This window comes from Corynebacterium sp. TAE3-ERU30 (assembly GCF_019209925.1).
Lineage (GTDB): Bacteria > Actinomycetota > Actinomycetes > Mycobacteriales > Mycobacteriaceae > Corynebacterium > Corynebacterium megadyptis.
Genome location: NZ_JAHUTO010000001.1, coordinates 385,950 through 408,420, shown reverse-complemented (window position 1 = coordinate 408,420; position 22,471 = coordinate 385,950). Strand labels below are relative to the sequence as shown.

The window sequence follows — 22,471 nt, the reverse complement described above, 5'->3', positions numbered from 1 at the left end:
ATTTTCCCAGAAAAGGAGCATTCCCATGGCAGTTGTAACCATGCGCGAGCTTCTCGATGCTGGTGTGCACTTTGGCCACCAGACTCGTCGTTGGAACCCGAAGATGCGTCGCTTCATCTTCACCGAGCGCAACGGCATCTACATCATCGACCTGCAGCAGACCCTGACCTACATTGACGAGGCTTTCGAGTTCGTCAAGGAGACTGTGGCTCACGGCGGCAGCATTCTGTTCGTCGGTACCAAGAAGCAGGCCCAGGAGGCTGTGCAGAACGAGGCCGAGCGCGTTGGCATGCCCTACGTCAACCACCGCTGGTTGGGCGGTATGCTCACCAACTTCCAGACCGTGTCCAAGCGTCTGCACCGCATGAAGGAACTGCAGGCCATGGACCAGGCCGAGGACGGCTACAAGGGCCGCGGCAAGCGCGAGATCCTGATGCTCACCCGTGAGCGTCAGAAGCTGGAGCGCGTGCTCACTGGTATCGCCGACATGAAGAAGATCCCTTCTGCCATGTGGGTTGTAGACACCAACAAGGAGCACATCGCCGTTGCTGAGGCGAAGAAGCTCAACATTCCGGTCGTTGCCATCCTGGACACCAACTGCGATCCCGATGAGGTCCAGTTCCCGGTTCCGGGTAACGATGACGCCATCCGCTCCATCAACGTTCTTACCAAGATCGTGGCCGAGGCCGTGATCGCTGGTAAGCAGGCACGCGAAGAGCGCGAGCTCGCCGCAGCCAAGGAAGCCGCTGGGGACAAGGACGCTGCCCCCAAGGCTGAGGCCGGCGAAGAGGTTGCACCGAAGGTTGAGGCATCCGAGGCTGCTGAAGCAGCTGCCGATGCATCGGCTGAAGAGAAGTAACTTCACCGAGCTCACACTCACACAGAGCCCTCACTCGCACTGCGATACAACTTCACTGTCGTTGGTTGTGCGGTGGGGGCTGTGTTATTCGCCCTGAACAACACCACATCATTCGCAGTGCGTATCGACGCCCACTCCACTTCACTGCAGAGCGGCATGCTCTCATCTAGGGTTAGTGGGCGATGGCCCGTGAATACTGCGGGACCGCAACGCACGTGTTGTGGACAACTAAACATCCAACAAAACCAAGGAGGATCGTCACGTATGGCGAACTACAGCGCCGCTGACGTTAAGAAGCTCCGCGAGCTCACCGGCTCCGGAATGATGGACTGCAAGAAGGCTCTTTCTGAGACCGATGGCGACTTCGACAAGGCTGTCGAGCTGCTGCGCATTAAGGGTGCTAAGGACGTGGGCAAGCGCGCCGAGCGCACCGCCGCCGAGGGCCTGATTGCCGTCTCCGGTTCCACGATGATCGAGGTCAACTCTGAGACCGACTTCGTGGCCAAGAACGCCGAGTTCAAGGAATTCGCAGCCAAGGTGGCTGACGCCGCTGCCGCTGTGAAGGCTAACTCCGCTGAGGAGCTCAACAACGCACCGCTGGACGGCTCCACCGCCGGCGAGGCTATCCAGGAGCTCTCCGCCAAGATCGGTGAGAAGCTGCTGCTGTCCAGCGCTGTCACCCTCGAGGGCGAGAACATCGCCGTCTACAAGCACCAGCGTGCAGCCGACCTGCCGCCGGCAGTGGGCGTGTTGGTGGCTTATACCGGCGAGGGCGAGGCTGCCGAGCAGGCCGCTCACGCCGCCGCTATGCAGGTTGCCGCCATGAAGGCGCAGTACCTCAACCGCGACGAGGTCCCCGCCGACATCGTCGAGTCCGAGCGTGCTACCCAGGAGAAGATCACCCGCGAAGAGGGCAAGCCGGAGCAGGCTATCGCCAAGATCGTGGAGGGTCGTATGAACGGCTTCTACAAGGACGTCGTCCTGGAGGACCAGGCTTCTGTTTCTGACAACAAGAAGACCGTCAAGCAGGTCATGGACGAGGCAGGCGTGAAGCTCACCGGCTTCGCTCGCCTCGAGGTTGGCCAGCACTCCTCTTAATCTCTAGGCGCTGAGCGCCGAGTAGACCTGCATCCCGTAGCCACGGGGTGCAGGTTTTTTCTTGTCCTTAGAGCAGGAAGAGCGAGGGTGGCGTCGATAAGCCGAGTGCGTGGAGCATGTTATTGGGGCGGCGGGTAGAATACGCAAACGAACCAACCGCGTCGACGAAAGGTGACAACTATGGCCGAGGGTGCCACTCGTGAGGGATATAAGCGCGTCATGCTGAAGCTCGGGGGTGAAATGTTCGGCGGTGGCACCGTGGGCATCGATCCCGATGTGGTGGAAAACGTGGCGCAGCAGATCGCGAGTGTCGCCCGCGAGGGGGCGGAGGTTGCCGTGGTCATCGGCGGCGGCAACTTCTTCCGTGGCGCCCAGCTGCAACAGCGCGGCCTGGACCGCAACCGCTCGGACTATATGGGCATGCTCGGCACCGTGATGAACTGCCTCGCCCTGCAGGACTTCCTGGAGCGCGCCGGCATCGACTGCCGCGTGCAAACCTCCATCAACATGGCGCAGGTGGCCGAGCCCTACCTGCCGCTGCGCGCCAAGCGCCACCTGGACAAGGGCCGTGTGGTGATCTTCGGCGCCGGCATGGGTCTGCCGTACTTCTCCACCGACACCACCGCCGCGCAACGAGCCCTGGAGATCGACTGCGAGGTGCTGCTCATGGCCAAGGCCGTGGACGGAGTGTACTCGGATGATCCCCGCACCAACCCCGACGCCGAACTCTTTACTCAGATCACCCCGCGCGAAGTGATCGAGCGTGGCCTGAAGGTGGCCGATGCCACCGCGTTTAGCCTGTGTATGGACAACAACATGCCGATTCTCGTGTTCAATCTGCTGCAGGAGGGCAATATCGCCCGCGCCATCAAGGGCGAGTCCATCGGAACTCTCGTCCAATCCTGATAGATTGGGACGATGAACCTGTGAGTAGCAGACCGCCTCAGCTGCCGCGGCGCCGGGGTCGGTCTGTTGCTCGCTCTAGTGAACGCCCACCGCGCGGACGTCCGCGCACCCACATATAGAGAAGTGAGAACTACACCATGAGTGAGATGATCGACGAGATCCTCTTCGACGCCGAAGGCCGTATGGAGCAATCTGTGGAGTATGTCCGCGAGGACCTCACCACTATCCGCACCGGTCGCGCGAACCCCGCAATGTTCAACGGCGTGATGGCCGAGTATTACGGGGCGATGACCCCCATTACCCAGATGGCTACCATTTCCGTTCCGGAGCCGCGCATGCTGCTGATCAAGCCCTATGAGCAGAGCCTGATGAGCGAGATTGAAAACGCCATCCGCAACTCCGATCTGGGCGTAAACCCCACCAACGACGGCCAGGTGCTGCGCGTGACCATTCCGCAGCTGACCGAGGAGCGCCGCCGCGACATGGTGAAGTTGGCTAAATCCAAGGGCGAGGACGCCAAGATCGCCATCCGCAATATCCGCCGCGATGGCAACCAGCACCTGAAGAAGATTCAAAAAGATGGCGACGCCGGCGAGGATGAAGTGAAATCCGCGGAGCAGCAGCTGGATAAGATCACCCAGAAGCACGTGGCCAAGGTGGACGAGCACGTCGAGCGCAAGGAAAGCGAGCTGATGGAGGTTTAGGCCTTCACCTCGCAGGACAATCCTGAGGGCACCCCGAAGCGCTTTATCGCCGAGTCGCCGCCACGCTAAGAGGCCAGTGCAGCGCCGGTGTGTCCTCCTGTTGAGCGTTGCGGCCCTACCGGCGGGTAGTGCGTGGCGCTCAGCGCGTTAACTGCACACTTTGGAGGGGCAGTGGAAGAGAAGAACCGGGGCGAGCTGATCAAAAATCCCCTTGGTCTCAGCGGGGAGCACCTGCCGAAGCCGAAAAACAAGGCGGGCCGTGACCTCAAAACCGCCATCGGTGTGGGAGTGGGCCTCGGTGCCCTCGTGCTCGCCTGCATCTTCCTCATCCCTTATGGCTGGTATCCACTCGTGGCGCTCGCCGTCGCCGGCGGAACCTGGGAAGTGGTGCACCGCCTCCGCGAGCACGGCTATGTGGTCCCGCACTGGGTGCTGATCATCGGTGGCCAAGGGATGGTCTGGCTGTCCTGGCCCTTCGGGGTTGACGGGATGGCCGCCGCCTATGTCACCACGGTGCTCGCGCTGATGTTTGGCCGGCTTTTTCACCGTGGCCGCAGCACCGCCCCCCAGAACTATCTCCGGGATATGAGCATGGGCATCTTCGTGCTCACCTGGATCCCCATGTTCGGCACCTTCGCCGCGCTCATCTCCAGACTCAACGATGGGCCGGCGGACCCCAAGTGGTACGTGGTCACCTTCATGCTGTGCGTGGTCGCCTCCGATGTCGGTGGTTTCGCCGCCGGCGTATTCTTCGGCTCGCATCCCATGGCGCCGGCGGTGAGCCCCAAGAAGTCCTGGGAAGGCTTCGCCGGCTCGATCGTCCTCGGCACGATCACCGGTGCCCTCTGCGTCACCCTGCTGCTCTCCGGTTCGATCTGGGCCGGCATTCTCCTAGGCTTCGGGCTCGTTATCTGCGCAACGCTTGGTGATCTCGTCGAATCCCAATTCAAACGCGAACTCGGCATCAAGGACATGTCTACGCTTCTGCCCGGTCATGGGGGACTGATGGATCGCCTCGACGGCATGCTGCCTGCAGCCATGGTGACATGGCTGGTGCTCTCCACCGTCGCGGTAGAAGCCGCAGTGGTCTAATACCGAAGCGCACACACCACCGCTGCGTGGCTGCTGCGCGCGTGTGTGATGGCCGTCGATGCAGGTGAACATAAATCGGTGTAGCAGCGGCGACTATGCTGAAGCACCATGATGGCACATAACTCTATAGATGAGGCAGTTCCCGCGGAGGAGCACACCGCCACCCCGCATAAGTGGCGCGCACTCATCATTCTCGCCGTGGGGCTGGCGCTGATCGTGCTCGACGGCACCATCGTGGGCGTATCGATGCCCACGATTATTCGCGAACTCAACCTTGATCTCTCGGAAGCCCAGTGGGTCAGCAGCGTCTACTCGGTGGTATTCGCCGCCTTGCTGCTCGCCGCCGGACGCCTCGGCGACCGCTATGGCCGGCGTAAGTTTTTCCTCGCCGGGCTGTGTATCTTCGCAAGCGGCTCGATCCTGGCCGCACTCTCTAGCTCCGTCTCCACCCTGATTGTGGCCCGCGTGGTGCAGGGTGTGGGTGGAGCCTGCATTCTGCCATCGACGCTATCCACCACTAACGCCATGTTCCGCGGCAAGGATCGCGCGGCAGCCTTCGGCGTGTGGGGCGCGGTGATGAGCGGCGCCGCCGCACTCGGCCCGCTGCTCGGCGGTGTCATCACCGAATACGCCGGCTGGGAATGGATCTTTTGGGTCAACGTTCCTCTGGCCTTCGTCCTCGTCGGCGCAGCACTCGCGTGGGTGCCCGATACCGCCGCCGAGCCCAGCGGCGCTGCGCAGCAGCCGACGGGGGAGAGAGACGTTCTCGGCTTTAGCCTCTCCGCGATCGGCTTCGGCACGCTTGTCTTCGGCATCATTGAAGGGCCCAAACTGGGCTGGTGGACAGCCATCTCGGACTTTCACCTCGGCTCCGCGCAGTGGCCGCAGGATTGGCCCTCTGCCGCTGGTATCGCGCTGGTGATTGCCGCGGTGTCCTTGAGTGGCTTCGTTGCCACCGAATTGCGCCGTGCCCGCAGCCAGCAGTCGGTCTTGCTGGATCTCGGCATGTTCCGCTATCCCACTTTCACCTGGGGCAACCTCACCGCCTTGATGGTGGCGGTGGGCGAGTTCGCGCTCGTCTTCGTACTTCCGCTCTATCTTGTGTCCTCGGCGGGGCTGTCTGCCCTAGCTACGGGGCTCGTGCTGGCCGCGATGGCGATAGGTGCCTTCCTCTCTGGTGCCGCAGCCCGCCATCTGGCAGCCAGAATCGGCGCTCCGGGGGTGGTGCTCGTGGGCTTGGGGCTTGAAGTTTTCGGCACGCTGCAGCTCGCCGCCGAGGAACGGGTAGGACAGCCCTTATGGCTCGTGGTCTTCGCCTTAGTGGTCTATGGCATTGGCCTCGGCCTCGCCTCGGCGCAGCTGACTTCGCTGGTACTCGGCGATATCCCCGTTGCCCAGTCCGGCCAAGCATCCGCCACCCAGTCCACCGTGCGCCAGATCGGCTCCGCCCTGGGTGCCGCCATGGCCGGTGCCACCCTCTCTGCCGCCCTCGCGTGGCGGTCCGCAGACTTCGTCGGCAGCCAAGCGCAGCTAGCCGAGGCCATGCGCAGCTCCGCCGGTGGAACACTGGTCGGCCTGCGCCAGCAGGGAGCACCCGAGGAGGTCATTGCGCCCCTAGCCCGCGTCTTCGCCGAGGCCACCAAGGTATCGCTCTATGCGGCCGTGCTATGTCTGGTTATCGGTCTGCTCGGGGCGCTGATGGTGCGCCGTTCCACCAAGAAGCGTCCCTAAAACCTAGCGTTCTACCGCCCGCCGCAAGGCAGGGGGCAGAAGTAAACAGCGGGGCGCCCTCAAACATGAGAGCGCCCCGCTGGCAATTAAAACGACGGCTGCTTATTGGCGGGCCTTTTTCACTTGGCGCCGCAGCTCAAACATGCGCACGATGCCGGCCAGGGCCATAATGAGCGCGCCGGCGATCGCGGCGAGCAAGAAGCCCACGCCGGCCGGGAACTCAAAGGTCCATGCGAAGAGCTGCAGTTCCACCGCCTGCTGGTTCTGCATGATGAACACCAGCAACAGGATGAGCAGCAGGGCGCCGATAATCAGTGCCGCCCAAGTAGAGGAGGCGAGAGTGCGGTTGAGCTTGGCCGGCTTCTTCTCCGCGTCCGCAGAGCTATCCGCCTCGCTGTGCTGCTCCGGCGCGTGATCCTCGCGGCGGGCTGGGGCAGTGGAGCTCTCAGCGCGCTCGGCTACGGCGTCGTGGGCGCGGGTGGGGTGGGAGGAGCCGAGGATCGAGTCGTCATTAATACGCGGGTGCGGCTCGGAGCTGGGATTGGGGTCAGCGGGGGTGGTCACGGATGTCTCCTCGTGCGGGGTATAAAGATCGTGCAGGTGGACAAGAGAATAAATCTCGAGGAAGTCTTAAACACCGTCAGTATAGTGGATTTCCTCGGTCCTCCTTCCTCGTGAAACAATGGGGCCTACTATGTCTGAACCCGTTCGCCTGCAGTTCAAAGCCCCGCAGCGCGGCATGCCGCCGCTGCACTTCGCCGATCTCGATCCCGAGGAGCGCATCTCCGCTGTTACTGAGCTGGGGTTGCCGAAGTTCCGCGTCAACCAGATTGCCCGTCACTACTATGGGCGGCTCGAAGCCGACCCGCTGACGATGACCGACCTGCCCGAGTCCGCCCGGCAAAAGGTCAAGGACGCCCTCTTTCCCGAGCTGATGTCCAGGGTTCGCGTCACCGAAGCCGATGCGGGCGCCACCCAAAAAACTCTGTGGCGGCTGAATGATGGCACGCTGCTGGAGTCGGTGCTCATGCGCTATCCCGACCGCGCCACCCTGTGTATCTCCTCCCAAGCCGGCTGCGGAATGGCGTGCCCCTTCTGCGCCACCGGCCAAGGCGGATTGGATCGCAATCTCTCCATTGGTGAGATCGTGGATCAGGTGCGTCGGGCGGCGGCCACTATGCAGCAGGAGGGTGGCCGTCTAACCAATGTGGTGTTCATGGGTATGGGCGAGCCGCTGGCCAATTACAAGCGCGTACTGAGCGCGGTCAAGCAGATCACCCGCCCGGCGCCGGAAGGCTTCGGAATCTCCATGCGCAATGTCACCGTCTCCACGGTGGGCTTGGCGCCGGCGATCCGGAGGCTGGCTGAGGAAGATCTCAGCGTCACCCTCGCGCTGAGTTTGCACACCCCAGATGATGAACTGCGCGATAGCTTGGTGCCGGTGAATAATCGCTGGTCCGTGGCCGAGGTGCTCGACGCCGCCCGCTACTATGCGGACAGAACCGGCCGCCGCGTGTCCATCGAGTACGCCTTGATCCGCGATATCAACGATCAAGACTTCCGTGCAGACATGCTGGGCAAGAAGCTGCACCAGGCCTTAGGCTCGCGCGTGCATGTGAACCTCATCCCCTTGAACCCCACTCCAGGATCCAAGTGGGATGCCGCACCCAAGCAGCGCCAGGATGAGTTCGTGCGCCGCGTGATCGCCCAGGGCGTGCCCTGTACGGTGCGCGATACCCGCGGCCAAGACATCGCCGCCGCCTGTGGTCAGCTCGCCGCGGAGGAGCGGGCCAGCTAGCTCACGCGTCAGCTAGCTCACGGGCTAGCAATGCAATAATCCCCCATGCACCTGCTGGGTGCGTGGGGGATTGTGTGTGCTGTGTGAAGGAGGGAGTCCTTAGACCAGCAATCTGAACAGCGCCGTGCTTACTTCTCTACAGCAGTGCGGTTCGGGACGGTCGAGGGATCGATGTTGAGCGCGCGCAGCTCGGAGTCGCTCAGCTCGGCGTACTTGCCCGTCATGGCGTGCTGCTGGTAGGTCCACACCGGCTCCTGGTGGCCCTCCGGCTTGTTATGGGCGGTCACGGTGCGCACCTGGTTGAGCTTGGGGGCGAAGAGCTGAAGGAGCAGCCCGATAGCCACCAGACCGGCGAGCAGGAACAACCAGATGGTCTCCACGTGGCCCTTGTGGTTACCGAAGTTGTAGCCGAGGAGGAAGAATACGGAAACCCAGCCAGCAATTTGGGTGGGAACCAAACCGAGATCGTGCCAGCCCCACTTCGCCGAGGGCTCGTCAAGGGTGCTTACGCCGTTGTAGACTTCCGGCTCGATGTGGTGGGAAGCGCCAGACACAGTCTTTTCTCCTTCTTAGTAAACGCTTAAAGTTCTCCGTCTATCTTTGCACATTCTTAGGTTTCATGGAAGTTGTTTTGCTCGCCCCGTGTCGCAGCAGTGGCCCCTCCACAACCGTGCTTTTCGTGTTAGCCACACACGGGGGAGAGGCAGCTGGCCGCAGGGCACAGAGCTTCTTGGTGGTGTCCGCAGCCGCGCTTGTGGTGCGAGTGCAAGAATAAAGGAATGAAGACTCGCGTCATCCTCTTAGGAAGTACAGGTTCTATCGGCACACAGGCCCTCGAGATCATTGAAGCGAATCCTGATCGCTTTGAGCTCGTGGGGCTGTCCTGTGGAGGCCGCTCTGTCACGCTCGCCATTGAGCAAGCCCGCCGCTGCGGACTGGCGCCCGAGCAGGTGGCCATCGCGGATGATACCGCGGCGCAGACAGCTTCGGAGGCGCTCGGCGGAACGGTGATCTCCGGTGCGGATTCCTCCGCCGAGCTGGTGCGCAGCCAGCAGGCCGATACCGTGCTCAATGGTCTGGTGGGCTCCCTCGGGCTGGGGGCCACCCTGGCCGCGCTGGAGTCGGGGGCACGCTTGGCGCTGGCCAATAAGGAGTCGCTCGTCGCTGGCGGCGATATTGTGCTGCGGGCCGCCGCCCCCGAGCAGCTGGTGCCGGTGGATTCGGAGCATTCGGCCATGGCCCAGTGCCTGCGCTCCGGCAGGAGCGAGGAGGTAGCCCGCTTCGTCTTGACCGCCTCGGGTGGCCCCTTCCGCGGCTGGGACCGAGAGCGCATGTGGGAGGTCACCCCCGAGCAGGCCGCCGCACACCCCACGTGGTCGATGGGGCAGATGAACACTCTCAACTCTGCGACCCTCATTAATAAAGGACTCGAGCTCATCGAGGCCAGCTATCTTTTTGATATCGACCCGCAGCTCATTGATGTCACCGTGCACCCACAGTCGATCATTCACTCCATGGTCACCTTCGTCGATGGCTGCACCATTGCCCAGGCCTCCCCGCCGTCGATGAAGCTGCCGATCTCTCATGCCCTGGCATGGCCGGAGCGGGTCGAGGATGCGCAGCCCGCACTGGACTTCTCGCAGTCTTTCGCGTGGGAGTTCGAGCCGGTGGATAATGCCGCCTTCCCCGCGGTGGAGCTGGCCCGCCACGTCGCCTCGCGCCGCGGGAGCGTTCCCGCGGTGTACAACGCCGCCAATGAGGAAGCCGCGGAGGCGTTTTTGCAGGGCCGCATTCGCTTCCCGCAGATCGTGGATGTGGTGGCAGCGATCGTCGATAAGGCGGAGGATTTCGCGATTCCGCCCCGTGACGTCGCGGATGTGCTGGCCGTGGAGGATAGGGCGCGCTCCTTGGCACAGCAGGAGATTCGCAGCCGCGAGCGCTAGCTGGATAGTTAGCTCGACGGCGCTGTAGTATGCGAGGGGTTAGCTCGAGGCAGAAGGCGGTGGAATCGTGAGTTACACAATGGGTGTGGTGCTTTTCGCGCTCGGTATTGCGATCACGATCGCATTGCACGAGTTGGGCCACCTACTGGCGGCGCGCGCCTGCGGTATGCGGGTGCGGCGCTACTTCATCGGTTTCGGCCCCACGCTGTTCTCCTTCCGCAAAGGCCACACCGAATATGGCCTCAAAGCGATTCCTTTGGGCGGGTTCTGCGATATTGCGGGCATGACCTCGGTGGATCCCGTCACGGAGGACGAACGCCCTTACGCCATGGTGTACAAGCCCTGGTATCAGCGCGTGTTTGTGCTCCTCGGCGGGGTGCTGATGAACCTGGCCCTCGGCCTGCTCACGCTGTATCTGGTGGCCGCCACCGCTGGGCTGCCGAATCCCGATCCGGATCTCAGCGCCCGGGTCGGCGAGGTGCGCGAGGGGCCGGCTGCTGTGGCGGGCGTGCGCCCGGGCGATACGATCCGCGCGATCGATGGGCAGCCGATGGCAACCTTCACCGATGTGCGCGACTATGTGGTGCAGCGCCCCGGCGAAGAGATCACGGTGCAGGTGGAGCGCGATCACCGCCCCGTCGATCTGGATGTGCGCGTGGATTCCCGCACAGTGGAGGGCCAGGAGATGGGCGTGATTGGGGTGGTCAATGCGCCGATCCCTGATCTCTACCTCAGCTATGGCCCCCTCGAGGCGGTGCCCGCCACCCTGCACTATTCCGGAGCGATGCTGCATGCCACGTGGCAGGGAGTGGCCTCGCTGCCCGCCAAGCTGCCCGGGGTGGCTCGGTCCATCTTCGGCGCTGAACGCGAGATGGATTCGCCCATGAGCGTGGTGGGTGCATCCCTGGTGGGCGGGGAACTGGTGGAGCGCTCGCAGTGGTCGATCTTCGCCATGATGCTCGCGAGCCTGAATTTCTTCCTCGCGCTGTTCAACCTGCTTCCCTTTGTGCCGCTCGACGGCGGCCATATCGCGATCGTGTTCTATGAGAAGCTTCGCGACGCCATCCGCCGGATGCGCGGCCTCGCCCCGGCGGGGCCGGCCAATTACGCGGCCCTCATGCCGCTCATTGTGGTGATGTGGGCGCTGCTGATGGGCATCGGTGTGCTGATCATCGCCGCCGATGTGGTCAACCCTGTGCGCCTATTCGGCTGATAACATCAACATCCAAAGCCCAAAAAAATCTCTTAAAGGAGAATCTCTCTGTGAGTACCCCGATCGGTCTCGGCATGCCGGATGCCCCGCTGCCCACCCTCGCGCCACGTCGCACAACCCGCCAGATCATGGTGGGCGATGTGGGCGTGGGATCCGATTATCCCATCTCCGTGCAGTCGATGACGACCACCAAGACGCACGATATTAACGCCACGCTGCAGCAGATCGCCCAGCTCACCGCGTCTGGCTGCGATATTGTGCGCATCGCCTGCCCCAAGACGGTGGACGCGGAGGCGCTGCCTGCCATTGCGAAGAAATCACCCATTCCCGTGGTGGCAGATATTCACTTCCAGCCGAAATACATTTTCGCGGCGATCGACGCCGGCTGCTCGGCCGTGCGCGTTAATCCCGGCAATATTCGCGAATTCGATGGGCGCGTCAAAGAAGTGGCGAAGGCCGCCGGCGAGGCCGGCATCCCCATCCGTATTGGCGTGAACGCCGGCTCGCTGGATAAGCGCTTTTTGGAGAAGTACGGCAAGGCCACCCCGGAGGCGCTGGTGGAGTCCGCGGTCTGGGAGGCCGGGCTCTTCGAGGAGCACGGCTTCGGTGATATCGCCATCTCGGTCAAGCACAACGACCCGGTGGTGATGGTGGAGGCCTACCGCCAGCTCGCCGCGCAGACCGACTACCCGCTGCACCTCGGTGTCACCGAGGCCGGTCCGGCCTTCCAAGGCACCATCAAATCCTCGGTGGCCTTCGGCGCGCTCCTCGCCGAGGGTATCGGCGATACCATTCGTGTCTCCCTCTCCGCTGACCCGGTGGAGGAGATCAAGGTGGGCGATCAGATTCTGCAATCGCTGAACCTGCGCCCCCGCAAGCTGGAGATCGTCTCCTGCCCCTCCTGCGGTCGCGCCCAGGTGGATGTCTACACCCTGGCCGAGGAAGTCACCGCAGGCCTGGAGGGCTTCGAGGTGCCGCTGCGCGTGGCCGTCATGGGCTGCGTGGTCAATGGCCCAGGCGAGGCCCGCGACGCTGATCTCGGTGTGGCCTCCGGTAACGGCAAGGGCCAGATCTTTGTTAAGGGCGAGGTAGTGAAGACCGTGCCCGAATCCAAGATCGTGGAAACCCTGATTGAGGAAGCCACCCGCATCGCCGAAACCATGGAGGAGACCGAGTCCGGTTCGCCCTCTGTGACGGTGAGCTAAACCCACCCTGTACTGACGTTGTTCACCAGCCCCTGGGCGCGAGTCGCCAGGGGCACGGCAGTGCTGATGGAGGGCGGCGTCGATAAGCGTTGGCGACGGGCCTAGTATAAGGGGCATGACTCAACGCCCCCGTTTGCAAGTACCTGCCCGCAAGACTCCTATCCGTGCCGTGCCGGATCATATTGAGCGTCCGGAATACGCGTGGAAGGACGAGGTGCAGGAGGCCATTGGCGAACCCTATGTGCAGACCCCCGAGACCATCGAGGCGATGCGCGAAAGCTCCAAGATCGCCGCGAATGCCCTGCGTGAGGTGGGTAAGGCCGTCACTCCTGGAGTGACCACCGATACCCTGGATCGGATCGCGCACGAGTATATGTGCGATCACGGCGCCTATCCTTCCACGCTCGGCTATCGCGGCTTTCCGAAATCCTGCTGTACCTCGGTGAATGAGATTGTCTGCCATGGCATTCCCGACGCCACCGTGGTCCAGGACGGCGATATCGTGAACGTGGATATCACCGCCTACAAAAATGGTGTGCACGGCGATACCAATGCCACCTTCCTCGCCGGTGATGTCTCCGAGGAGCACCGGCTGCTCGTGGAACGCACCAAAGAAGCAATGATGCGCGGTATCAAGGTGGCCAAGCCGGGCCGCGAGGTCAATGTGATCGGCCGGGTCATCGAATCCTATGCCAAGCGTTTTGGCTACTCCGTGGTGCGTGATTTCACCGGCCATGGCGTGGGCCCGACCTTCCACAATGGACTCGTGGTGCTGCACTACGATTCCCAGGCCTATCGCGATGTGCTCGAGCCGGGCATGACGCTGACAGTCGAGCCGATGATCAACCTCGGCGGCCTCGACTACAAGATGTGGGACGATGGCTGGGTGGTGCAGTCCACCGACGGCGCCTATAGCGCCCAGTTCGAGCACACCCTCGTGATCACCGAGGATGGCAACGAGATCCTCACCCTGCCCGACGAGGACTAGAGACGAGGACTAGAGACACAGAAGAACTCCCGTGGTAGCTCTACTGATCGCCGGCACCACCTCCGATGCCGGGAAATCCATTATCGCCGCCGGGCTGTGTCGGGCGCTGAGCCGCCGCGGCTATGCGGTGGCCCCCTTCAAGGCACAGAACATGTCCAATAACTCGGCGGTGTGCCCCACCGGCGGGGAGATTGGGCGCGCCCAAGCCATGCAGGCGGCCGCCTGCGGGCTGGAGCCGCATGTGGACTTCAATCCCATCCTGCTCAAGCCCGGATCGGATCGCACCTCGCAGCTGGTGGTGCGCGGCACCGCCCGCGGGCAGGTATCGGCCACCTCCTATGTGGAGCACCGTCTGCAGCTGCGTCAGGTTGCGGCGGCAGCACTCGGCGACCTCGAGAGCCGCTATGACATCGTGGTCTGCGAGGGGGCCGGCTCGCCGGCGGAGATCAACCTGCGCGCCACAGACGTGGCCAATTTCGGCCTCGCGGAGGCCGCGGATCTGCCGGTGTATGTGGTGGGCGATATCGACCGCGGGGGAGTGCTGGCGCATCTCTATGGCACCCACGCGATTGTCTCCGCCGCAGACCGGGCCCGCATCAAGGGCTTTGTGATCAATAAGTTCCGCGGGGACCAGAGTCTGCTCGAGCCCGGGCTAGAGGAGCTGCAGCGACTCACTGGGGTTCCCACCGTGGCGGTGCTGCCTTTTATTCACGGGCTGTGGCTGGATGCGGAGGACTCCCTGCAATCAGTGATCGGCGCGCCCGTCGGGCCACCCACCACGGCCCTAGGCACCCAGCGGCTGCGGGTTGCGGCGGTGCGGCTGCCGCGGGTGTCCAATGCCACCGATGTGGAGGCGCTGGCCTGTGAACCGGGGGTGACCGTCACGTGGAGCGTCGATCCGGATGAGGTGGCCTCCGCCGATCTGGTGGTGCTGCCCGGCTCGAAGTCCACGGTGTCGGATCTGCAGTGGCTGCGCAGCAGCGGGCTGGCAGATGCGATCGTGCAGCGCAGCGGCCCGACGCTCGGTATCTGCGGCGGCTTCCAAATGATGTGCCGCCACATCACCGACGGGGTCGAAGGCCCCGGCGATGCTGCAGGACTCGGGCTTTTCGACGCCACCATCGAGTTCCACGAGACCAAAACCCTCACCCGCACCCCGCAGGGCGGCTACGAGATCCACCACGGGCGGGTGGTGGCTAATGCCGAGCAGCCCTGGCTTAATGGCGAGGGCTGCGCCACCGCGTTATGCCGCGGCACCCATGTGCACGGCCTCCTCGAACACGATGCCACCCGCCGCGATTTTCTCGCCTGGGTGGCTCAGACCGCCGGCAAGCCGGGGTTTGTGGTCAGTGCCGATACGTCTTTCGCCGCTGAGCGGATGCGCCAGCTGGATCTCATCGCCGATACGGTGGAGCAGCACTGGGATCTGGCGCAGCTCTGCGCGGATCTCGGGGTCTAAGCCGGCGGGCCTAAGGCGAGCGGGCGCTGCCAACTCTTAGGCGGCGTCGTGTGGGCGCTGCTGCGGCCCGTGATAGGAGAGCCCGCCGCTGAGCCCGAGAGCTGCGGCGGCGATATAGCTCAGGGCCAGAGCTTGGGGCGGGGCATAGCTGGCCCACCAGCTGCTGGGGGTGGCAGCGATGACGATGGCGTAGGTCATCACCGCGGCGATGATGGCGGCCGCGAGCCGCAGTGGCCAGGCGCCGCGGGAGCGATAGCCGCGCAGATCCACAATGCTCCATACACTCAGCACGAGGGTAGCGACAGCGGTGGCCACCACCCCGGAGCGGGTGAGCAGCGTATCCTCGCCGAGCGAGATATAGCCGGTGGCTAAAGCACCGCTAATGATGCCAAAAACGGCGGGCACGCAGCGCCGCGGCAGGAGCAAGAATCCGCCGAGGGCACAGGCCACGGCCGCCACGGGCATGGCATAAAAGGAGGCGAGGGTCACGGTGGAGTGAATCGTCGGCGAGCCCAGCTGCCGGACCACGAGGGTGGCGCAGCCACTGATCAAACTCACCACCGCGCCCGCACCGCACAATAGGTGGGGCCACCGGATCGGCACATGCTGGTACACGAAACGCCGAATGGCCAGCAGCCCAATGGCTCCGGAACACACCACCATGGTCACGGCGGCGAGACCGGAGTACCACAGCGATTGATGCGTGAAGTTCGTGCCCAAGGCAGACAAAGCTATGGTCACAGCTACAGCGAGGCTGAGCGTGGCCACGGATGCGGGGTGACGAGATTCTGGTGCAGACACGATGGTTTATGGATTCTACGCCGTGGGGGAGAAGAGAGAAAAGCGGCAGGCACGGGCGCGGCAGTGACCCCTCGCAGGCGTCTGTGCTGCGCGGGAGTGCGGCGCTCGGCTGCCGCTGCTTTCGCCGTTCAGGCGGGGCGAGAAGCTAGGAGAAATCCAATCCCAGCAGTGCGTTTTCCACCAGCTCGGGGAGCGCGGGGTGGATCCAGTACTGCTCGGTGGCGACCTTACGCACATCCAGCTTGAAGGTCATGACGGTGATCAGCTGGTGGATCAGGGTGGCGGCCTCGGGGCCGATGAAGTGCGCCCCCAGCAGCTGGCCGGTGGCGCGATCGGCGATGAGTTTCACAAAGTTGGACTCATCTTCCATCGCCCAGCCATAGGCCACATCGCCGTACTTTTGGATCTTGACGGTGATGTCATAGCCCTTCTCGCGGGCCTGCTCTTCAGTCAGTCCCACGGTGGCGATCTGCGGATGAGTGAACACGGCGGAGGGCACGTTCTCGTGCGGCATGGGGCGCAGATCCTCGGGGTGCAGCAGGTTGTGGCGCACCGCGCGCATCTCCGCATTGGCCACGTGCTTCAGCAGGTAGGGGGAGCTGCAATCGCCCAGCGCCCACACGCCCTCGCAGCTGGTGCGGCCGTAGTCGTCCACCTTGATGCGGGGGCCGTCGAGTTCGATGCCGGACTTTTCGGCGTCGAGCTGGTCGCCATTGGGCACGCGTCCCGTGGCGGCGAGGAAGACATCGGCCTCGAGCACGGTGCCATCGTCGAGGGTCACCCGAACTCCATCCTCAGTGTTTGTGGCCTCGCTGATGTCGTGGCCCAGATAGGTATTCCAGGTCTTTTCGGCCACCTCGGTGAAGTAGGTGGTGAGATCCTCGTCGAGGGTTTTCATCATGCGCGGGGAGCGGTTGATCACGGTCACCTTGGCGCCGAGATCGTGGAAGACATGCGCGAACTCCGCAGCGATGAACCCGCCGCCATGAATGATGATGGACTCGGGAAGCTCCTCGAGGCGCATGATGTCTTCGTTGGTGTAGTAGCGGAAATCCGTGCCGGCATAGGGCGGCACAATCTGCGGGCGCGAGCCCACGGCCAGCACGATCTGCTCGCCGGAGATCACTACTGGGGTATCGCCATCCGCCGTGGCGATGGTCTTGGTGTCCACAAAGCGGGCGTGGCCATCGTAGACATCGATATTCGGGGTCTCTTCGCCGCGACGATAGGCTTCGCCGCCGGCGGCAATCTTATCGATGCGCTCGCCGAAGACGCGCTCGCGTAGGGCCGGCCAATCCACGGAGTTGAACTGGGTATCGAGGTTATAGCGCTCGCTGTGGGCGGCGGCACGGGCCTGCTCTGCGGCGTAGACGAACATCTTGGTGGGGATGCAGCCGACGTTGAGGCAGGTTCCGCCGAAGACGCCCTTTTCCACGATCGCGATGGACTTATCCTCAAACTCCGGGCCGGGAATCGAGTTACCGGAGCCGGTGCCAATAATCACGAGGTCATAGTGTTTGTCCGCGGCAGTAGCCATAGGGGAAATCTCCTTCATACACGGGTCATAGTTGGTGAATACGAGTTGTCGTTCTCCAACAGTAGTGCTCGTGTCAATCGGGCGCTGTCGCGTCTTCTCTGAGCTGTCGTGCGCTAGGACGTGTGCCTGCGGTGCCGGCGCATCCAGTCCACCGTGAGCTCAAGCGCCTGGGTGCGTGTGGGCTGGGCGGACAGGTACACATCGTGCATCGCCTGCGGCAGCGCGGTGATACTCAGCACACTCGATAGGTGCGGGGCCCGCGCCCAGATATCGGCGACCTCTAAAACGATATCGCTGCTGTGGGCGTCGGCGAGCGTATCTCCCTCACCGCTGCGCTCGGCGGTGAGTACCAAGCTCGCGATCTGGGTGCGTAGCTCATCGCGGGCGAGTCGTTGCTGGGACTGCGCTACCGCCTGCAGCCAGCTGAGACGTTTCGGGAAACCTGCCAGTGGCTTGAGCTGGAGATCGTAGTCCCATTCGCCGTCATAGTCGCGGTGCAGGGATGTGCCGTAGCTGGGATCGGGCTTCTGGCGCAGTAGTGCCTCGGGGCGCAGTCGCGTGATCGCCCCCGCGAGCCGCGGAACGTGGGTGCGCAGCCACGGCGGGCCAAGCATCTCCAACCAGGGGCTGTTATAAATCACCGAGTCCACGGGCAGAGTGGTTTGGGCGAGCCATTCCGCCACCGCCAGCGCCCCAGTGGAGTGGGCGATGAGGCTGACGCTGGAATGCGCCTCCACCACCGGCTGCAGAGCGGCCTCTAAGTCCTCGCAGTACAGCCGAATATCACTGACATGGTGGGGCGTCTGTCCTTCGCGCAGCGCGCGGCCACATTTGCGCAGATCCACGGCATAGGTGGTGACTGCGCGGGAGTCGAGATAGCGCGCCACATGATCGTGGAAGAAATAGTCAGTCATCCCATGCACCATTACTGCGGCGTGTTCATGCTGGCTCTTATGGCGCACCAGTGCCGCACATACAGGGCTTTCTCCATCGGGATCGGGCCCGAGCTCGCACAGTGCATACTCATAGTCCGCGCCCAAACGATCGGGCCGCCACTGCAGAGGCTTATCGACGCTCACTTCGCTTCATCCCTCACCTTCTTGGCCATGGAGCATTCTCGCGCGGCCAACTTTACGCGCCCAGCTCGGCGGCGAAGGACAGACGATGCGGCAGGTGTGCACGCAGCGGCGGGTGCGGCCGCGCCGGGCTGCTTAAGCACGCCTGGTCACCGCCGGCGGCGCCGATCATGGCGCGATGTATAGCCCACACAATCAAAAAGGTGGGGGCACAGGGCGCGCCCAGTTTCGCTCTTTTGGGGGTAAATAAGAGGTGGATTCATACAATTCCCTGTGCTTAGGGTCGGTGAACAATGCTGAGCGCGTGCTGTGAAAACGCCAGCGTGATGGTGCCTTCTTTGCTGCGTCGACACGCGTCGCGCCGGGCCGAGCACGGAAAGAGTAGTGGTAGGACCTCCAAAAGAGTGTTTGTTGGCCTGCGTAGGCGCGTAAACTTGAACCAGCACAAACGCACCCGCGCACCGTATGCACCCGTCTCGAGTGGCGGTGGTTGCGAGGCGTTTGTAGGGGTCGCGCCCGTTCTGCTGTGTCTGCTCGCTGCCCGTCGTTTCTGTGGAAGTGGGTAGTTCGGGCCGAATTCTGTGCGCGACCTAAGAGACAATGCACAACGCGTGAGAGCACCGTAGATAGAGAATTAAGGAAGTTGGACTGACGTGTCAGATTCCAAGGCAGCTACTGCCCAGGTACGCGATGAAGTGGATGTAGCGTTTGTTGGCGCCGGCATCATGAGCGCCACCCTCGCCGCAATGTTGAAGCAGCTGGAGCCCTCGTGGAGCCAGCTCATTCTGGAGCGGCTTGACGCCCCAGCTCAGGAGTCCTCCTCCCCCTGGAACAACGCAGGAACGGGCCACTCCGCCCTGTGCGAGCTCAACTACACCCCTGAGGTCAAGGGGCGTATTGATATCGACAAGGCCATCAACATCAACGAGAAGTTCCAGGTGTCGCGCCAGTTCTGGTCGCACCAGCTGGACACGGGGATTCTCAAGGATCCGCGCGAGTTCATTAATCCCGTGCCGCACGTGTCCTTCGCCCACGGCGAGGACCAGGTGGCCTATCTGAAGAAGCGCTTCGACGCGCTCAAGGATCACCCGCTCTTCCCGGGCATGGAATACTCCGATGACCAGGATGTCTTCTCCGAGAAGCTGCCATTGATGGCGCAGGGCCGTGACTTCGCCAAGGAGCCGGTATCTATCTCCTGGACCTCCGCTGGTACGGACATCAACTACGGTGCCCAAACCAAGCAGTTCATCGAGGGTTTGAAGGAGGCCGGCACCGAGCTGCGTTACGGCCATGAGGTGAAAAACCTCAGCCAGGATGGCAAGAAGTGGAAGATCACCACCACTAACGTGCACACCGGTGATACCTCCGTGATCACCGCGAACTTCGTGTTCGTCGGTGCCGGTGGCATGGCGCTGCCGCTGCTGCAGAAGTCCGGCATTCCTGAGATTCGCGGCTGGGGCGGATTCCCCGTGTCCGGCCAGTGGCTGCGCTGCACCAATGAGGAGCTGATCGAGCAGCACGCCGCCAAGGTCTATGGCAAGGCGTCTGTGGGCGCCCCGCCGATGTCGGTGCCGCACCTCGATACCCGCGTGATTGACGGCAAGCGCGGCCTGCTCTTCGGCCCCTATGCGGGCTGGACCCCGAAGTTCCTCAAGACCGGCTCCAACCTGGATCTGTTCAAGTCCATCCGCATTACGAACCTGCTGTCCTATGTGGGCGTGGGCGTGCAGGAGATGGGCCTGACCAAGTACCTGATTACCGAGCTGCTCAAGGATCAGAAGGCGCGTATGGAGTCGCTGCGTGAGTACATGCCGACTGCCCGTGATGAGGATTGGGAGCTGGTCACCGCCGGCCAGCGCGTCCAGGCTATTCAGCCGGTCGCCGGTCCGTCCTTCTCCACTCTCGCGTTCGGTACCTCGCTAATCAATAACTCCGAGGGCTCGATCGCCGGTATTCTCGGCGCTTCCCCGGGTGCGTCCATCGCCCCGGCAGCCATGCTCGAGGTGCTGGAGCGCTGCTTCGGCGAGCGCATGGTGGAGTGGGGACCGAAGATTAAGGATATGGTTCCCTCCTACGGTGTTAAGCTGGCGGCGAACCCGCAGCTCTTCGAGGAGACGTGGGAGCGTACCCAAAAGACACTCAAGCTCGAGGATTAATGTGACTGAACACACCCCCGTTCCTGGTTTTCCATTCACCGCGATCGTGGGGCAGGAACAGCTCCGGCTGGCCCTGCTTCTCAACGCCATCTCTCCAGGGATCGGGGGTGTGTGCGTGCGCGGAGAAAAAGGCACCGCCAAGACCACCATGGTGCGTGGCTTTGCTCCGCTTCTCGACGGTTCCCTCGTGAACCTTCCCCTCGGTGCCACCGAAGATCGCGTGGTGGGATCCCTCAATGTGGAGACCATCCTGAGCACCGGCAAAGCCGAGTACAAGCCCGGTCTGCTCGCTGAGGCCGATGGCGGCATTCTGTACGTAGACGAAGTTAATCTGCTCGCCGATCACCTCGTGGACGCACTGCTTGATGCCGCCGCTACTGGGCGGGTCAGTATTGAGCGCGATGGCGTCTCCTATAGCGCCCCCGCAAAATTCGTGCTGGTGGGCACCATGAACCCCGAAGAGGGCGAGCTGCGCCCACAGTTGCTCGACCGTTTCGGGCTGGCGGTGGAAGTCACCGGCTCAAAAGACCCTGCCGTGCGCGGAGAGATCATTACCCGCCGCTTGGCCTATGAAAACGACCCCCACGGTTTTGCCGCCCAGTGGCAGGAGCAGGAAACCGCGCTCAAAGAGCAGCTGGATCAGGCCCGCGCCGCCGTGGCCACGGTGGAGTTGCCGACCGTGCAGGTGGCGCGCATCGCCCAGCTCTGCGCCGCCTTCGATGTCGATGGCATGCGCGCCGATATCGTGATCGCCCGCACCGCCATCGCCCATGCAGCACTGCGTGGCAGCGAGATCGTGGAGGACGAGGACGTGCGTGTGGCCGCCCAGCTGGCGCTGCCGCACCGTAAGCGCCGCAATCCCTTCGATGAGCCCGGAATCGACGACTCCGAGTTGGACGAGAAACTCGACGAGGCCATCAACGACAATCCCGATCCCGAGCAGAACACCGAACCGCCGCAGGAGGAGGAGCCTGCCGAGACCCCAGAGGAGCCCTCCTCGCCGGAGCAGGAGGAGCCCGAGGAAACGCCGCAGGAGGAGCAGCCGCAGCGCGGCGATGGAAAGGGTGATAGCGCCTCGATGGGCGCTCCCTTTCTCCGCTAGAACACTGCGTCGGCGGGGCATGGGCGAGGAAGCCAATCCGGGCCGACGCTCCAAGGCGCTATCGAGTGAAGGCGCGGTGATTCGCTCCACCACCCACGGCAGGGGAGTACATGTGGTGGCCACCGCTATGGCGGCCGCCGAACGCGGCGCCACCATTAGTAATGGGCGTTTGGAGCTGCGGCCGGAGGATCTGCGTTCCTCCATCAAGGCGGGCAGGGAATCGAATCTCATCGTCTTCGTGGTGGACGCCTCCGGTTCGGTGGCTGGCCACACCCGCCTCGAGGCGGTCACCGGTGCGGTGGAATCAATTTTGAAAGACGCCTATATCCGCCGCGACAAGGTGGCGGTGATTACCGTGCGTGGCCGCGCACCTGAGCTTTTGCTGCCCCCGACCAGCTCCATTGATGTGGCGCGGCGTCGTCTCGAATCCGCCCGGGTCGGCGGGCGCACCCCACTGGCCGAGGGGCTGGTGCTGGCCGATGAGCTCATCACTCGCCAAGCACGAAAGGAGCCGGGCCGCCGCGCCATCATGGTCGTACTCAGCGACGGCCGAGCCACCGGTAACTATGGGATGAAAGAGGCCTATGCGGCCGCCGATGCTATCGCGGCCAAGGGGCTCAGCGGTTCCATCGTGATCGACTGTGAGGTCTCCGCACGGGTGCGGCTGGGGCTCGCGCGCACCCTCGCGGAGCATTTGCGCGCTCCCTGCGTGCAGCTTGCGGAGCTCAATTCCGATAACGTCGCCGGCGCCATCGAGTCGCTCTAAAGGGGTGGGGCGGACCACCCCGCGGCCGGGAGGCGGG

Annotated in this window: 21 protein-coding genes; 15 read left to right on the top strand and 6 right to left on the bottom strand. The window is 63.3% G+C overall.

Annotated features, from left to right (window positions below; all coding sequences use genetic code 11):
* The first annotated feature begins 25 nt into the window (after window positions 1–25).
* The 6 genes from rpsB (at window position 26) to KR227_RS01795 (ending at window position 6,390) form a co-directional block, all read left to right on the top strand.
* Complete coding sequence (gene rpsB, locus KR227_RS01820; RefSeq protein ID WP_151528530.1) at window positions 26–859, top strand: 30S ribosomal protein S2; 834 nt, start codon at window positions 26–28, stop codon at window positions 857–859.
* 264 nt (window positions 860–1,123) lie between these two features.
* On the top strand, window positions 1,124–1,957 hold the full coding sequence (gene tsf, locus KR227_RS01815; protein ID WP_151528531.1) for a translation elongation factor Ts: 834 nt from the start codon (window positions 1,124–1,126) through the stop codon (window positions 1,955–1,957).
* A gap of 180 nt (window positions 1,958–2,137) precedes the next feature.
* Entirely contained in the window at window positions 2,138–2,863 is a 726-nt protein-coding gene (gene pyrH, locus KR227_RS01810) for a UMP kinase (RefSeq protein ID WP_192796087.1), read from the top strand.
* A gap of 146 nt (window positions 2,864–3,009) precedes the next feature.
* A complete protein-coding gene (gene frr, locus KR227_RS01805; protein WP_218363670.1) occupies window positions 3,010–3,567 on the top strand; it encodes a ribosome recycling factor in 558 nt (185 codons plus the stop codon).
* A 171-nt stretch (window positions 3,568–3,738) separates the two neighbouring features.
* Window positions 3,739–4,659: a phosphatidate cytidylyltransferase gene (locus KR227_RS01800; protein WP_370625131.1), complete on the top strand. Its 921-nt coding sequence runs from the start codon at window positions 3,739–3,741 to the stop codon at window positions 4,657–4,659.
* Between the two features lie 108 nt (window positions 4,660–4,767).
* Window positions 4,768–6,390, top strand: coding sequence for an MFS transporter (locus KR227_RS01795; protein ID WP_218363456.1), 1,623 nt, complete (start codon window positions 4,768–4,770; stop codon window positions 6,388–6,390).
* A 102-nt stretch (window positions 6,391–6,492) separates the two neighbouring features.
* Here the strand turns inward: KR227_RS01795 and KR227_RS01790 are convergent, their stop codons facing one another.
* A complete protein-coding gene (locus KR227_RS01790; RefSeq protein ID WP_370625129.1) occupies window positions 6,493–6,954 on the bottom strand; it encodes a lipopolysaccharide assembly LapA domain-containing protein in 462 nt (153 codons plus the stop codon).
* Between the two features lie 130 nt (window positions 6,955–7,084).
* Here KR227_RS01790 and rlmN point away from each other — a divergent pair, with 130 nt between their 5' ends.
* The gene (gene rlmN, locus KR227_RS01785) at window positions 7,085–8,188 is read left to right on the top strand and encodes a 23S rRNA (adenine(2503)-C(2))-methyltransferase RlmN (RefSeq protein WP_218363455.1); all 1,104 of its coding nucleotides are present in this window, start codon (window positions 7,085–7,087) and stop codon (window positions 8,186–8,188) included.
* A gap of 128 nt (window positions 8,189–8,316) precedes the next feature.
* Here the strand turns inward: rlmN and KR227_RS01780 are convergent, their stop codons facing one another.
* Window positions 8,317–8,742 carry a DUF2631 domain-containing protein gene (locus KR227_RS01780; protein WP_218363454.1) on the bottom strand — a complete coding sequence of 142 codons (426 nt, stop codon included), beginning with the start codon at window positions 8,740–8,742 and terminating at the stop codon, window positions 8,317–8,319.
* Window positions 8,743–8,967: 225 nt separating this feature from the next.
* Here KR227_RS01780 and dxr point away from each other — a divergent pair, with 225 nt between their 5' ends.
* From dxr to KR227_RS01755, 5 genes are all read left to right on the top strand, one after another.
* Window positions 8,968–10,131: a 1-deoxy-D-xylulose-5-phosphate reductoisomerase gene (dxr, locus tag KR227_RS01775; protein WP_218363453.1), complete on the top strand. Its 1,164-nt coding sequence runs from the start codon at window positions 8,968–8,970 to the stop codon at window positions 10,129–10,131.
* Window positions 10,132–10,195: 64 nt separating this feature from the next.
* Window positions 10,196–11,344 (top strand): M50 family metallopeptidase, encoded by a 1,149-nt coding sequence (locus KR227_RS01770; protein ID WP_218363667.1) that lies wholly within the window; start codon window positions 10,196–10,198, stop codon window positions 11,342–11,344.
* 74 nt (window positions 11,345–11,418) lie between these two features.
* Window positions 11,419–12,549, top strand: coding sequence for a flavodoxin-dependent (E)-4-hydroxy-3-methylbut-2-enyl-diphosphate synthase (gene ispG, locus KR227_RS01765; protein ID WP_151528856.1), 1,131 nt, complete (start codon window positions 11,419–11,421; stop codon window positions 12,547–12,549).
* A gap of 115 nt (window positions 12,550–12,664) precedes the next feature.
* Complete coding sequence (map, locus tag KR227_RS01760) at window positions 12,665–13,537, top strand: type I methionyl aminopeptidase (RefSeq protein WP_151528538.1); 873 nt, start codon at window positions 12,665–12,667, stop codon at window positions 13,535–13,537.
* A 31-nt stretch (window positions 13,538–13,568) separates the two neighbouring features.
* Window positions 13,569–14,996 (top strand): cobyric acid synthase, encoded by a 1,428-nt coding sequence (locus tag KR227_RS01755; protein WP_218363452.1) that lies wholly within the window; start codon window positions 13,569–13,571, stop codon window positions 14,994–14,996.
* Window positions 14,997–15,032: 36 nt separating this feature from the next.
* On the opposite strand, the gene KR227_RS01750 is transcribed toward KR227_RS01755, so the two are convergent.
* From KR227_RS01750 to KR227_RS01735, 4 genes are all read right to left on the bottom strand, one after another.
* Window positions 15,033–15,797, bottom strand: a complete 765-nt coding sequence (locus KR227_RS01750; RefSeq protein WP_218363451.1) for a hypothetical protein — start codon at window positions 15,795–15,797, stop codon at window positions 15,033–15,035.
* 145 nt (window positions 15,798–15,942) lie between these two features.
* A complete protein-coding gene (gene mtr / locus KR227_RS01745) occupies window positions 15,943–17,334 on the bottom strand; it encodes a mycothione reductase (RefSeq protein ID WP_218363450.1) in 1,392 nt (463 codons plus the stop codon).
* A 113-nt stretch (window positions 17,335–17,447) separates the two neighbouring features.
* A complete protein-coding gene (locus KR227_RS01740; protein ID WP_218363449.1) occupies window positions 17,448–18,413 on the bottom strand; it encodes an alpha/beta hydrolase in 966 nt (321 codons plus the stop codon).
* Window positions 18,414–18,465: 52 nt separating this feature from the next.
* Window positions 18,466–18,603: a hypothetical protein gene (locus tag KR227_RS01735; protein ID WP_218363448.1), complete on the bottom strand. Its 138-nt coding sequence runs from the start codon at window positions 18,601–18,603 to the stop codon at window positions 18,466–18,468.
* A gap of 460 nt (window positions 18,604–19,063) precedes the next feature.
* Here KR227_RS01735 and mqo point away from each other — a divergent pair, with 460 nt between their 5' ends.
* Genes mqo through KR227_RS01720 form a run of 3 tightly spaced genes read left to right on the top strand, consistent with a single transcriptional unit; the run spans window position 19,064 to window position 22,434 of the window.
* Window positions 19,064–20,566, top strand: coding sequence for a malate dehydrogenase (quinone) (mqo, locus tag KR227_RS01730; RefSeq protein WP_218363447.1), 1,503 nt, complete (start codon window positions 19,064–19,066; stop codon window positions 20,564–20,566).
* A 1-nt stretch (window position 20,567) separates the two neighbouring features.
* Window positions 20,568–21,668, top strand: a complete 1,101-nt coding sequence (locus tag KR227_RS01725) for an AAA family ATPase (RefSeq protein WP_218363446.1) — start codon at window positions 20,568–20,570, stop codon at window positions 21,666–21,668.
* Window positions 21,669–21,687: 19 nt separating this feature from the next.
* A complete protein-coding gene (locus tag KR227_RS01720; protein WP_218363445.1) occupies window positions 21,688–22,434 on the top strand; it encodes a VWA domain-containing protein in 747 nt (248 codons plus the stop codon).
* The last annotated feature ends 37 nt before the right edge of the window (window positions 22,435–22,471 follow it).

Coding starts and splice junctions, on each gene's coding strand:
- rpsB (WP_151528530.1), top strand. CDS start 26: ATGGCAGTTGTAACCATGCGCGAGCTTCTCGATGCTGGTGTGCACTTT.
- tsf (WP_151528531.1), top strand. CDS start 1,124: ATGGCGAACTACAGCGCCGCTGACGTTAAGAAGCTCCGCGAGCTCACC.
- pyrH (WP_192796087.1), top strand. CDS start 2,138: ATGGCCGAGGGTGCCACTCGTGAGGGATATAAGCGCGTCATGCTGAAG.
- frr (WP_218363670.1), top strand. CDS start 3,010: ATGATCGACGAGATCCTCTTCGACGCCGAAGGCCGTATGGAGCAATCT.
- KR227_RS01795 (WP_218363456.1), top strand. CDS start 4,768: ATGATGGCACATAACTCTATAGATGAGGCAGTTCCCGCGGAGGAGCAC.
- rlmN (WP_218363455.1), top strand. CDS start 7,085: ATGTCTGAACCCGTTCGCCTGCAGTTCAAAGCCCCGCAGCGCGGCATG.
- dxr (WP_218363453.1), top strand. CDS start 8,968: ATGAAGACTCGCGTCATCCTCTTAGGAAGTACAGGTTCTATCGGCACA.
- ispG (WP_151528856.1), top strand. CDS start 11,419: ATGCCGGATGCCCCGCTGCCCACCCTCGCGCCACGTCGCACAACCCGC.
- map (WP_151528538.1), top strand. CDS start 12,665: ATGACTCAACGCCCCCGTTTGCAAGTACCTGCCCGCAAGACTCCTATC.
- mtr (WP_218363450.1), bottom strand. CDS start 17,334: ATGGCTACTGCCGCGGACAAACACTATGACCTCGTGATTATTGGCACC.
- KR227_RS01720 (WP_218363445.1), top strand. CDS start 21,688: ATGGGCGAGGAAGCCAATCCGGGCCGACGCTCCAAGGCGCTATCGAGT.